General features: G+C 49.3%; 10 protein-coding genes, 4 tRNA genes and 2 rRNA genes. 14 read left to right on the top strand and 2 right to left on the bottom strand.

From position 1 onward, the window contains the following. Window positions 1-191 precede the first annotated feature (191 nt). From NR302_RS01055 to birA, 4 genes are all read left to right on the top strand, one after another. Window positions 192-3,099 (top strand): 23S ribosomal RNA (locus NR302_RS01055). Between the two features lie 106 nt (window positions 3,100-3,205). Then, window positions 3,206-3,321, top strand: a 5S ribosomal RNA gene (rrf, locus tag NR302_RS01060). 148 nt (window positions 3,322-3,469) lie between these two features. Beyond that, a complete protein-coding gene (gene murB / locus NR302_RS01065; protein WP_258144327.1) occupies window positions 3,470-4,507 on the top strand; it encodes a UDP-N-acetylmuramate dehydrogenase in 1,038 nt (345 codons plus the stop codon). Then, window positions 4,504-5,466, top strand: a complete 963-nt coding sequence (gene birA, locus NR302_RS01070) for a bifunctional biotin--[acetyl-CoA-carboxylase] ligase/biotin operon repressor BirA (RefSeq protein ID WP_008106989.1) — start codon at window positions 4,504-4,506, stop codon at window positions 5,464-5,466. The genes murB and birA overlap by 4 nt, the downstream gene beginning before the upstream one ends. A gap of 60 nt (window positions 5,467-5,526) precedes the next feature. Here birA and coaA read toward each other — a convergent pair whose 3' ends face one another. Together coaA and NR302_RS01080 are read right to left on the bottom strand one after the other, a co-directional pair. After that, complete coding sequence (gene coaA, locus NR302_RS01075) at window positions 5,527-6,477, bottom strand: type I pantothenate kinase (RefSeq protein ID WP_036649080.1); 951 nt, start codon at window positions 6,475-6,477, stop codon at window positions 5,527-5,529. Window positions 6,478-6,679: 202 nt separating this feature from the next. Continuing rightward, the gene (locus tag NR302_RS01080; protein ID WP_258144328.1) at window positions 6,680-7,237 is read right to left on the bottom strand and encodes a GNAT family N-acetyltransferase; all 558 of its coding nucleotides are present in this window, start codon (window positions 7,235-7,237) and stop codon (window positions 6,680-6,682) included. 327 nt (window positions 7,238-7,564) lie between these two features. Here NR302_RS01080 and NR302_RS01085 point away from each other — a divergent pair. The 10 genes from NR302_RS01085 to rplJ all read left to right on the top strand — a co-directional run bounded on the left by NR302_RS01085 (window position 7,565) and on the right by rplJ (window position 12,661). Then, a tRNA-Thr gene (locus tag NR302_RS01085) sits at window positions 7,565-7,640 on the top strand. A gap of 7 nt (window positions 7,641-7,647) precedes the next feature. Then, window positions 7,648-7,732 (top strand) — tRNA-Tyr (locus tag NR302_RS01090). A gap of 192 nt (window positions 7,733-7,924) precedes the next feature. After that, window positions 7,925-7,999 (top strand) — tRNA-Gly (locus tag NR302_RS01095). Between the two features lie 5 nt (window positions 8,000-8,004). After that, window positions 8,005-8,080 (top strand) — tRNA-Thr (locus NR302_RS01100). A 107-nt stretch (window positions 8,081-8,187) separates the two neighbouring features. Next, complete coding sequence (gene tuf, locus NR302_RS01105; protein ID WP_258144329.1) at window positions 8,188-9,372, top strand: elongation factor Tu; 1,185 nt, start codon at window positions 8,188-8,190, stop codon at window positions 9,370-9,372. A gap of 227 nt (window positions 9,373-9,599) precedes the next feature. Continuing rightward, on the top strand, window positions 9,600-9,983 hold the full coding sequence (secE, locus tag NR302_RS01110; protein WP_008108388.1) for a preprotein translocase subunit SecE: 384 nt from the start codon (window positions 9,600-9,602) through the stop codon (window positions 9,981-9,983). Between the two features lies 1 nt (window position 9,984). Next, window positions 9,985-10,530, top strand: coding sequence for a transcription termination/antitermination protein NusG (gene nusG / locus NR302_RS01115; protein ID WP_008108391.1), 546 nt, complete (start codon window positions 9,985-9,987; stop codon window positions 10,528-10,530). A gap of 148 nt (window positions 10,531-10,678) precedes the next feature. Next, window positions 10,679-11,107, top strand: a complete 429-nt coding sequence (rplK, locus tag NR302_RS01120; protein ID WP_008108393.1) for a 50S ribosomal protein L11 — start codon at window positions 10,679-10,681, stop codon at window positions 11,105-11,107. A 3-nt stretch (window positions 11,108-11,110) separates the two neighbouring features. Then, window positions 11,111-11,815, top strand: coding sequence for a 50S ribosomal protein L1 (rplA, locus tag NR302_RS01125; protein WP_008108395.1), 705 nt, complete (start codon window positions 11,111-11,113; stop codon window positions 11,813-11,815). A 348-nt stretch (window positions 11,816-12,163) separates the two neighbouring features. Beyond that, window positions 12,164-12,661, top strand: a complete 498-nt coding sequence (gene rplJ / locus NR302_RS01130; RefSeq protein ID WP_007886294.1) for a 50S ribosomal protein L10 — start codon at window positions 12,164-12,166, stop codon at window positions 12,659-12,661. Window positions 12,662-12,682: the final 21 nt, after the last annotated feature.

Here is a 12,682-nt window from a genome sequence, read left to right on the forward strand (position 1 = left end):
TGTCTCCACGAAGTATCTCAGACTGAGCTTACGAGCTTTGTGTGAGATATTGCTCTTTAACAATCCGGAACAAGCTGAAAATTGAAACGACGTGTTGGTTCATTTCTCCGTAATAGGAAATGAATAACAACGCGTTCGAGTCTCTCAAATGCTTGCAGTCTGCAGCGTTGCAAAACGCCTGTGGGTTGTGAGGTTAAGCGACTAAGCGTACACGGTGGATGCCCTGGCAGTCAGAGGCGATGAAGGACGTGCTAATCTGCGTAAAGCGTCGGTAAGGTGATATGAACCGCTACAGCCGACGATGTCCGAATGGGGAAACCCGGTGCACTCAGTGCATCATCGCAACATGAATACATAGTGTTGCGAGGCGAACCTGGGGAACTGAAACATCTAAGTACCCAGAGGAAAAGAAATCAACCGAGATTCCCCCAGTAGCGGCGAGCGAACGGGGAACAGCCCAGAACCTGAATCAGTTTGTGCGTTAGTGGAAGCGTCTGGAAAGTCGCGCGATACCGGGTGATAGCCCCGTACACGAAAGTGCACATACTGTGAGTTCGAAGAGTAGGGCGGGACACGTGGTATCCTGTCTGAATATGGGGGGACCATCCTCCAAGGCTAAATACTCCTGACTGACCGATAGTGAACCAGTACCGTGAGGGAAAGGCGAAAAGAACCCCGGCGAGGGGAGTGAAACAGAACCTGAAACCGTGTACGTACAAGCAGTGGGAGCCTTGATTTATCAGGGTGACTGCGTACCTTTTGTATAATGGGTCAGCGACTTATATTCTGTAGCAAGGTTAACCGTATAGGGGAGCCGCAGGGAAACCGAGTCTTAACTGGGCGTTAAGTTGCAGGGTATAGACCCGAAACCCGGTGATCTAGCCATGGGCAGGTTGAAGGTTGGGTAACACTAACTGGAGGACCGAACCGACTAATGTTGAAAAATTAGCGGATGACTTGTGGCTGGGGGTGAAAGGCCAATCAAACCGGGAGATAGCTGGTTCTCCCCGAAAGCTATTTAGGTAGCGCCTCGTGAACTCATCTTCGGGGGTAGAGCACTGTTTCGGCTAGGGGGCCATCCCGGCTTACCAACCCGATGCAAACTGCGAATACCGAAGAATGTTATCACGGGAGACACACGGCGGGTGCTAACGTCCGTCGTGAAGAGGGAAACAACCCAGACCGCCAGCTAAGGTCCCAAAGTCATGGTTAAGTGGGAAACGATGTGGGAAGGCACAGACAGCCAGGATGTTGGCTTAGAAGCAGCCATCATTTAAAGAAAGCGTAATAGCTCACTGGTCGAGTCGGCCTGCGCGGAAGATGTAACGGGGCTAAACCATGCACCGAAGCTGCGGCAGCGACACTATGTGTTGTTGGGTAGGGGAGCGTTCTGTAAGCCGTTGAAGGTGTCCTGTGAGGGGTGCTGGAGGTATCAGAAGTGCGAATGCTGACATAAGTAACGATAAAGCGGGTGAAAAGCCCGCTCGCCGGAAGACCAAGGGTTCCTGTTCAACGTTAATCGGAGCAGGGTGAGTCGACCCCTAAGGCGAGGCTGAAAAGCGTAGTCGATGGGAAGCAGGTTAATATTCCTGCACTTGGTGTTACTGCGAAGGGGGGACGGAGAAGGCTAGGTTATCCGGGCGACGGTTGTCCCGGTTTAAGCGTGTAGGCTGATATCTTTGGTAAATCCGGGATATCTTAAGGCTGAGGCGTGACGACGAGCCACTACGGTGGTGAAGTAACTGATGCCCTGCTTCCAGGAAAAGCCTCTAAGCTCCAGGTAACACGAAATCGTACCCCAAACCGACACAGGTGGTCAGGTAGAGAATACCAAGGCGCTTGAGAGAACTCGGGTGAAGGAACTAGGCAAAATGGTGCCGTAACTTCGGGAGAAGGCACGCTGGCGCGTAGGTAGAGGGACTTGCTCCCCGAGCCGAAGCCAGTCGAAGATACCAGCTGGCTGCAACTGTTTATTAAAAACACAGCACTGTGCAAACACGAAAGTGGACGTATACGGTGTGACGCCTGCCCGGTGCCGGAAGGTTAATTGATGGGGTTATCCGCAAGGAGAAGCTCTTGATCGAAGCCCCGGTAAACGGCGGCCGTAACTATAACGGTCCTAAGGTAGCGAAATTCCTTGTCGGGTAAGTTCCGACCTGCACGAATGGCGTAATGATGGCCAGGCTGTCTCCACCCGAGACTCAGTGAAATTGAAATCGCTGTGAAGATGCAGTGTACCCGCGGCAAGACGGAAAGACCCCGTGAACCTTTACTATAGCTTGACACTGAACATTGAGCCTTGATGTGTAGGATAGGTGGGAGGCTTTGAAGCGTGGACGCCAGTCTGCGTGGAGCCAACCTTGAAATACCACCCTTTAATGTTTGATGTTCTAACGTAGGCCCGTGATCCGGGCTGCGGACAGTGTCTGGTGGGTAGTTTGACTGGGGCGGTCTCCTCCCAAAGAGTAACGGAGGAGCACGAAGGTTGGCTAATCCTGGTCGGACATCAGGAGGTTAGTGCAATGGCATAAGCCAGCTTGACTGCGAGAGTGACGGCTCGAGCAGGTGCGAAAGCAGGTCATAGTGATCCGGTGGTTCTGAATGGAAGGGCCATCGCTCAACGGATAAAAGGTACTCCGGGGATAACAGGCTGATACCGCCCAAGAGTTCATATCGACGGCGGTGTTTGGCACCTCGATGTCGGCTCATCACATCCTGGGGCTGAAGTAGGTCCCAAGGGTACGGCTGTTCGCCGTTTAAAGTGGTACGCGAGCTGGGTTTAGAACGTCGTGAGACAGTTCGGTCCCTATCTGCCGTGGGCGCTGGAGAATTGAGGGGGGTTGCTCCTAGTACGAGAGGACCGGAGTGAACGCACCACTGGTGTTCGGGTTGTCATGCCAATGGCATTGCCCGGTAGCTAAGTGCGGAAAAGATAAGTGCTGAAAGCATCTAAGCACGAAACTTGCCCCGAGATGAGTTCTCCCTGACTCCTTGAGAGTCCTGAAGGGACGTTGAAGACTACGACGTTGATAGGCCGGATGTGTAAGCGCAGCGATGCGTTGAGCTAACCGGTACTAATGACCCGTGAGGCTTAACCTTACAACGCCAGAGGCGTTTTGGTCTGAGAGACCGGATATTTTCAGCTTGTTTTACGGATTAAAGATTTAGCGGAAGCGAATGTTATTCGTTTTTGCAGCAGAATTTGCCTGGCGGCTTTAGCGCGGTGGTCCCACCTGACCCCATGCCGAACTCAGAAGTGAAACGCCGTAGCGCCGATGGTAGTGTGGGGTCTCCCCATGCGAGAGTAGGGAACTGCCAGGCATCAAATAAGTGAAGAAGCCCCGAACGAGAGTTCGGGGCTTTTTTACGTCGATACATTAGTAATATCCCATCAGAAATACGAAAACATCAAACTAGCAACCTGCCGATCAGGTAAACTACGGCCAGATTAATCAGTAAAGGCCGTGAAATGTCCAGCCCCAATACATCCCTAGAAGCTTTCAACACCCTTGGTCTTGCGATCAATGCCCAAACGCTGACCATCGCTGAAACTCCTGACGCTATTACCCTTGCCTGGAAAAACAGTCAGCAATTAAATCTGCCCTTTATTATATTAGGCGAAGGGAGCAACGTACTCTTTCTGGAAGATTTCAGCGGCTCTGTGGTCGTTAATGCGATTAAAGGCATAACTATCGAAGAGCATGACGAAGCATGGCATTTACATGTTGGTGCTGGCGAAAATTGGCATGCTTTAGTTGAACAGACGCTGAAGAAGGGCATTACAGGATTGGAAAACCTGGCGCTAATTCCCGGCATGGCAGGTTCAGCACCGATTCAAAATATCGGTGCATATGGTGTCGAATTTAAAGATATCTGTCATTACGTTGAAGCTTTACATCTTCCAACGCAAAAGATTATTCGTTTGTATCGGGAAGAGTGTCAGTTTGGCTACCGCGATAGCGTTTTTAAACATGCAATGAAGAATGACTATGTCATAGTTGCAGTGGGATTACGTCTGGCAAAACAGTGGAAACCTGTTCTAACTTATGGCGATCTTACTAAATTAAACCCAGCAACAGTTTGTGCGTGGGATGTATTCAATGCTATTTGCCACATGCGTCAAAGCAAACTGCCCGACCCCAAAATTACAGGCAATGTGGGGAGTTTCTTCAAAAATCCGCTCATCACAGCTGAGCATGCAACTGCACTAATTAAGCAGTGGCCATCTATTCCTCATTATCCTCAGGCCAGCGGTGAAATGAAATTAGCAGCTGGCTGGTTGATCGATCAATGTGGTCTTAAAGGCTTTCGTGTTGGCGGTGCCGCAGTTCACCGCCAACAGGCTTTGGTACTGATTAATGAAGATCATGCCACTCCACAGGATATTGTCGATTTGGCGCATCAGGTCAGAAATAGAGTCGGTCAAAAATTTGATGTTTGGCTGGAGCCAGAAGTACGCTTTATCGGTGCTCGAGGCGAGCGTAACGCCGTTGAGGTAATTTCATGAAAGATAATAGCGTGCCGTTAAAGCTGGTGGCATTAGTGGCTGATGGTGAATTTCACTCTGGTGAGCAACTGGGCGAAGCACTTGGCATGAGCCGTGCAGCGATCAATAAACATATACAGACTCTGAAAAGCTGGGGCCTGGATGTATATACGGTAACGGGTAAAGGATATAGCTTACCGGAACCCATTCAGTTACTTGATGAAGAAGTCATTCTATCTCACCTGCATCAACCTAATCTGGCGGTGATTCCTGTAATCGATTCTACCAACCAGTATTTGCTGGATCGGATGGATCAATTACCGTCTGGTTACGCATGCATTGCCGAATATCAGCAAGCAGGGCGCGGACGTCGCGGACGTAAGTGGTTTTCTCCGTTTGGTTCCAACCTGTATATGTCCATGTATTGGCGCCTGGAGCAGGGGCCAGCCGCGGCGATGGGACTGAGTCTGGTGATTGGTATCATCATGGCAGAAGTAATTCAGTCATTGGGTGCGCCGGATGTACGGGTGAAATGGCCAAATGACCTCTATCTTAACGATCGTAAACTTGCCGGTATTTTAGTTGAGTTAACCGGTAAAACCGGCGATGCCGCTCAGATCGTTATAGGTGCTGGCGTCAATTTGCTGATGCGTTCAGAAGGTACGGCGGAAATTAATCAGGGTTGGATTAATCTTCAGGAAGCTGGAGTTGATATTGATCGGAACGAGTTGGCTGCGAAGTTGATCAATAGCCTGCGTGAAGCGTTACCCATTTTTGAGCGCGATGGTTTGGCGCCTTTTGTCTCTCGTTGGGAAGTCCTTGATAACTTCATTAATCGCCCAGTAAAGCTTCTTATAGGGGATCGTGAAGTATATGGCATTGCGCGAGGTATTGATAAGCAGGGCGGTTTATTACTGGAGCAGGATGGAGTCATTAAATCCTGGGTCGGGGGCGAGATTTCACTGCGTCCAGACAATTAATGCATACCAACTAACAAATTAAAATGCCCACAATCTTTTATGGGCATTTTATTAAAAAGGCTATTTTCTCAAGCGTACACTTTGCACAGCATGATCAGCCGACTTAGTCATAATAAGGCTAGCCCGTTCACGTGTAGGCAGGATATTTTCCTTTAAATTAAGCCAGTTAATCTCTTGCCATAGCCCGCGCGCAATATCGAGTGCATCTTCTTCTGGTAATTGCGAATAGTGATGGAAATAAGAGTCCGGATCGCTAAACGCGCCCTCACGGAATTTCAAAAATCGATTTACATACCAGCTCTCGAGTAAGGACTCTGGTGCATCGACGTAAATTGAAAAATCCACGAAATCAGACACAAATACATGATGAGGATCGTGAGGATAGTCCATACCGCTTTGCAGCACATTCAATCCTTCAAGAATAAGAATATCAGGCTGTTGTACGACCTTATCGCCATCCGGAATGACATCGTAAATCAGGTGAGAATAAACCGGCGCTGTTACCTGGTTAGCACCCGATTTTAAATCAGATACGAAGTTAACCAGGCGATGCATATCGTAAGATTGCGGGAACCCTTTTTTCTTCATCAAACCGCGTTCTTTGAGCACGGCATTAGGATGCAAAAAACCATCAGTAGTGATCAGTTCAACTTTGCGGTGTTCTGGCCAGCGGCTAAGCAGCGCCTGAAGCACACGAGCGGTTGTGCTTTTTCCTACCGCAACGCTGCCAGCAATACTGATGATATAAGGGATTTTCTGCCCATTAGTGCCAAGGAATTGCTCAAGCACTGCCTGACGACGCAGATTAGAACTGATATAGAAATTAAGCAGACGCGATAGCGGCAGATAAATCTCGGCCACTTCTTCTAATGAAAGGTCTTCATTGATACCACGCAGACGCTCAATTTCACCTTCAGCCAACGTCATTGGTACTGAATCGCGCAGTGCTGCCCATTGCTGGCGATTAAACTGCAAATAGGGCGTAGTAAGAGGTGTCGTTTTTTTACTCATAAGCATGCATCTGAGTGCAAATTCTGATTCATCAACACCTTGCTGCATTAGGCATACAACGATGTATCAAACTCAATTGCACGTCACAGGGGTAATTAACGAGAACAATGGGCAGGAGGGTAACACCAGTGTGACTTTAAAAAGAAGTAAAATGATAAACAGGAGCACGCTTTCGCAAGCGTACCCGCATTTTTCTTGTCGGTCAGTAGCTTGTCACTACATTTTCTGCTGGGCGGGCGCGCAGACGTTTATAGTAAATCGCGCCGGGATGAGGATGCCCATCCGCGCATAACGCATAGTCGGGCAATTCCCCTAAATAGTGGTAGCCATGTGCCCGGTAGAAATTTTCTGCCACAGAACCCGCAATGACATCCAAATAAAGTAGCCCACGTTGATAGCTTTCTGCCTTATGCTCAAGCGTCTGTATTAATCTGCGCCCGATTCCTTCTCGTTGAGTGCTGGAATGCACGAGCAGTTGTAAAACCTCCGCGCGATTTTGTCCATCTGGACGCTGACAAATGTTGAGCTGCACGCTTCCCACTACAACCGAGTCGCTCATCGCGATCCATAACAACAGCTCATGGCGTGCCATTTGGTTGCGCAAGCTATGAAAATAACGCTCGGCATCCTGAGGCTGTTGCATCTTTTGCGAATGTTGAAATGCCGAAGTCATATTGTTTTTTACCGCGTCTATCATCAGGGCAGCCAAAGCCTGGCGATAACGGGGTAATGTTTCTGCAGTAATCTGAACAATATTCATACGACACCCTCCATTTAATGACCTGATTTAATAGATAAGCAAAATGCGGGCCAGCAGAAAAATGGTTGTGGAGGATGTTTTCACAAAAATTTTCTAAAATTTGCACAGTAGAAAGGCAGTGCGCTTCAAATATGTGCATTGGAAATGATGTTGATAAAGAGAAAACCAATCGACGGAGTGATGTAAAAATGCACATGTTTTGGATGATTTTACTGCATGAGATAGCTAATTTGAGATGATTTGCACAAATAGTAAGCGATAGAACAATTTTGACGATTTTTTTGTTGCATCCTTCTTCGGGTCTTCCTAGAATGCGCTCCACTTGATGCCGGCTTAGCTCAGTTGGTAGAGCAACTGACTTGTAATCAGTAGGTCACCAGTTCGATTCCGGTAGCCGGCACCATCAAGTAGGTGGGATTCCCGAGCGGCCAAAGGGAGCAGACTGTAAATCTGCCGTCACAGACTTCGAAGGTTCGAATCCTTCTCCCACCACCATCTCAACCTCCTGGTTGGGCATCAGATAAAGTCTTTGTCTGATGGGTGAGTTATTCATCTCTCACCTTCGAATTTCAGATTGTGCGTTAGCGCAATCAAAGTTGGTCAGAAACTCTGACCGGCTCGAATAATAGAAGGTCTTCTTTTATTATTCATAAGCTACAGAAAGAACAGGTAGCCGAGTTCCAGGATGCGGGCATCGTATAATGGCTATTACCTCAGCCTTCCAAGCTGATGATGCGGGTTCGATTCCCGCTGCCCGCTCCAGATGTGCTGATATGGCTCAGTTGGTAGAGCGCACCCTTGGTAAGGGTGAGGTCCCCAGTTCGACTCTGGGTATCAGCACCACTTCCTTTATCTCTCTCCTGATTCTCTCTCTGTAAACCAAACAGTCAGGCAATGCCTGGTTGATATGACGATATCTTCGATATATCCGTGTCTTAGAGGGACTAGCGATGGCTAAAGAGCAATTTCAGCGTAACAAACTGCACGTAAACGTGGGCACCATCGGTCACGTCGACCATGGTAAAACTACCCTGACGGCAGCAATTACTACCGTGCTGGCTAAAACCTACGGCGGTAAAGCAAGCAAATTCGACGAGATCGATAAAGCGCCAGAAGAGAAAGCACGTGGTATCACCATCAACACTTCTCACGTTGAATATGAAACCCCGAATCGCCACTATGCGCACGTTGACTGCCCAGGCCACGCCGACTATGTGAAAAACATGATCACCGGTGCTGCACAGATGGACGGCGCGATCCTGGTTGTTGCTGCGACTGATGGCCCAATGCCACAGACCCGTGAGCACATCCTGCTGGGTCGTCAGGTTGGCGTTCCTTACATCATCGTGTTCCTGAACAAGTGCGACATGGTTGATGATGAAGAGCTGCTGGAACTGGTTGAGATGGAAGTACGTGACCTGCTGTCAGCATATGACTTCCCAGGCGACGACACTCCAATCGTACGTGGTTCTGCTCTGAAAGCGCTGGAAGGCGACGCTGAGTGGGAAGCTAAGATCATTGAACTGGCTGGTCATCTGGATACCTATATCCCAGAGCCAGTACGTGCAATCGACAAGCCGTTCCTGCTGCCAATCGAAGACGTATTCTCAATCTCTGGCCGTGGTACTGTTGTTACCGGTCGTGTTGAGCGCGGTATCGTTAAAGTGGGCGACGAAGTTGAAGTTGTTGGCCTGAAAGATACTGTGAAATCAACCTGTACTGGCGTTGAAATGTTCCGCAAACTGCTGGACCAGGGTCAGGCAGGCGAGAACTGTGGTGTTCTGCTGCGTGGTATCAAGCGTGAAGACATCGAGCGTGGCCAGGTTCTGGCTAAGCCGGGTTCAATCAAGCCACATACCCAGTTCACTTCAGAAGTTTACGTTCTGTCTAAAGATGAAGGCGGCCGTCATACTCCGTTCTTCAAAGGCTACCGTCCTCAGTTCTACTTCCGTACTACTGACGTGACCGGTGACGTTCAACTGCCAGAAGGCGTTGAGATGGTAATGCCAGGCGACAACGTAAAAATGACCGTTACTTTGATCAAGCCAATCGCTATGGATCAGGGTCTGCGTTTCGCAATCCGTGAAGGCGGCCGTACTGTTGGTGCGGGTGTTGTTGCTGATATTATCGCTTAATTGCGATAACATTTGACGCAATGCACAAGGAAAGGGCATCATTTGATGCCCTTTTTGCACGCTGTTACATAGAACCTGGCTCATCAGTGATTTTCAATCATAATCATTGTTGAGACAGGCTCTGTTTCACGGCGTTGGATACCGAGTTACGCTCAAAAGCTCATTCGGTTTGGATGCCTCGCTCTGCGGGGCAGAATAGTTTCTGAATTATTGTGGCAGGTTGGTTTATGAGTGCGAATACCGAAGCTCAAGGAAGCGGGCGCGGCCTTGAAGCGATGAAATGGGTAGTTGTGATCGCATTGCTCCTGGTAGCAATTGTCGGCAACTATATTTATCGCGATGTAACACTGCCGCTGCGCGCGCTGGCTGTAGTAGTGCTGATTGCTGCAGCAGGCGGCATCGCATTGCTGACAATCAAAGGCAAAGCGACTGTTGCATTTGCCCGTGAAGCAAGAACCGAAATGCGCAAGGTCATTTGGCCAACTCGCCAGGAAACATTGCACACCACGTTAATCGTTGCCGCGGTAACTGCCGTGATGTCACTGATTTTGTGGGGGCTGGATGGTATTCTGGTCCGTCTGGTATCGTTTATCACTGGCCTGAGGTTCTGAGATGTCTGAAGCTCCAAAAAAACGCTGGTACGTCGTTCAGGCGTTCTCCGGTTTTGAAGCTCGCGTAGCTAAGTCGCTGCACGAGCATATCAAACTGCACAACATGGAAGAGCTTTTTGGCGAAGTCATGGTGCCGACTGAAGAAGTCGTCGAAATCCGTGGTGGCCAACGTCGCAAAAGCGAACGTAAATTCTTCCCTGGCTACGTATTGGTTCAGATGGTAATGAATGACGCCAGCTGGCACTTAGTACGCAGTGTACCGCGTGTGATGGGCTTTATCGGCGGAACTTCCGATCGTCCTGCGCCAATCAGTGATAAAGAAGTTGATGCGATTATGAACCGCCTGCAGCAGGTTGGTGATAAGCCGCGTCCAAAAACGCTGTTCGAGCCAGGCGAGATGGTACGCGTCAGCGACGGCCCATTTGCCGACTTCAACGGTGTGGTCGAAGAAGTGGATTACGAGAAGAGCCGCTTGAAAGTTTCCGTTTCCATCTTTGGTCGTGCAACGCCAGTGGAACTCGACTTCGCTCAGGTGGAAAAAGCTTAACCCTTTTGTCCACTTTTTAGCTCTTGCGGAAGGCGCGAAATTTACCTATAATTTCGCGCCTTTTGTTTTTATGCGCTGCTACTAGCGTGTAAATCGTTATCACGGGGAGCCTGTTTTTCAGGCGTTAAAACCCAATTGAGGAAATATCATGGCCAAGAAAGTACAAGCCTACGTCAAGCTGCAGGTTGCAGCTGGTATGGCTAACCCAAGCCCACCTGTTGGTCCAGCTCTGGGTCAGCAGGGTGTTAACATCATGGAATTCTGCAAAGCATTCAACGCTAAGACAGAATCTCTGGAGAAAGGTCTGCCTACTCCAGTTGTTATCACCGTATACAGCGACCGTTCTTTCACTTTCGTTACCAAAACGCCTCCGGCTGCCGTTCTGCTTAAAAAAGCAGCAGGCATCAAGTCTGGCTCTGGTAAGCCGAACAAAGATAAAGTCGGTAAAGTGACTCGTGCTCAGGTACGTGAAATCGCAGAAACTAAAGCTGCGGACATGACTGGTTCTGACGTAGAAGCGATGACTCGCTCTATCGAAGGTACTGCTCGTTCCATGGGCCTGGTAGTAGAGGATTAAGAAATGGCTAAGCTGACCAAGCGCATGAGCGTAATTCGCGACAAAGTTGACGCGACCAAGCAGTACGACATCACCGAAGCTGTTGCTCTGTTGAAAGAACTGGCTACTGCTAAGTTTGTAGAAAGCGTAGACGTTGCTGTTAACCTCGGCATCGATGCTCGTAAATCTGATCAGAACGTGCGCGGCGCGACCGTTCTGCCACACGGTACTGGTCGTTCAGTACGTGTTGCCGTCTTCACCCAAGGTGCAAACGCTGAAGCTGCTAAAGCAGCTGGCGCAGAGCTGGTTGGTATGGAAGATCTGGCTGAGCAGATCAAAAAAGGCGAAATGAACTTTGACGTTGTTATCGCTTCTCCTGATGCGATGCGCGTTGTTGGCCAGCTGGGCCAGGTTCTGGGCCCACGCGGTCTGATGCCAAACCCGAAAGTTGGTACTGTAACCCCTAACGTTGCTGAAGCAGTTAAAAATGCTAAAGCAGGTCAGGTTCGTTATCGTAACGACAAAAACGGCATCATCCACACCACCATCGGTAAAGTGGATTTTGACACTGACAAATTGAAAGAAAACCTGGAATCTCTGCTGGTTGCGCTGAAAAAAGCTAAACCATCACAGGCGAAAGGCGTGTACATCAAGAAAGTCAGCATCTCTACCACCATGGGCGCCGGCGTTGCCGTTGACCAGGCTGGTCTGAGCGCATCAGCAAACTAATTGCTGCTTGTAACGGGCGAAAAATTCATCTAGAATCTTACGCCCGTTGTTCTGGTTGTTTACGCAATTCAGAACCCAGATTCAAAGCGAGTGAGTGACTAAGTCTAAAGGCTCAGTTGTTCAGTCGCTTAGGTTGGAGCCAGGCCTTATCCTGGCCTCCGTCCGAGACCGCAGGAGCAGAATATTTTTGGATATCTTGCTTAATACCCTGCGTAGACGGTGACAGAACCAAAAAGAATTTTTTCTTCGCTGGATTCTGCTCACCGTGTAATAGCGCTTATCGCCTTAGGGTGAATGAGTGAAGTGAGTTCCGGGAAATTATTCCCGGCCAATCCAGGAGCAAAGCTAATGGCATTAAATCTTCAAGGCAAACAAGCGATTGTTGCTGAAGTTAGCGAAGTAGCCAAAGGCGCGCTTTCAGCGGTTGTTGCGGATTCCCGCGGCGTAACCGTTGATAAAATGACCGAACTGCGTAAAGCAGGTCGTGAAGCTGGCGTTTACATGCGTGTTGTTCGTAACACCCTGCTGCGCCGCGTCGTTGAAGGTACTCCTTTCGAGTGCCTGAAAGACACGTTTGTTGGTCCGACCCTGATTGCATACTCTTTGGAACACCCGGGCGCTGCTGCTCGTCTGTTCAAAGATTTCGCTAAAGCGAATGCAAAATTTGAGGTCAAAGCTGCAGCCTTTGAAGGTGAGCTGATCACGGCGGCCAATATTGACCGTCTGGCAACTCTGCCGACTTACGAAGAAGCACTGGCACGTCTGATGTCGACCATGAAAGAAGCCGCTGCTGGCAAACTGGTCCGTACTCTGGCTGCTGTGCGCGATGCAAAAGAAGCGGCTTAAGGCCTAATTCTTTTCCTTCGT

The sequence above is a fragment of the Pantoea sp. SOD02 genome, assembly GCF_024707505.1.
In the GTDB taxonomy this organism is placed as follows: Bacteria; Pseudomonadota; Gammaproteobacteria; order Enterobacterales; family Enterobacteriaceae; genus Pantoea; species Pantoea symbiotica.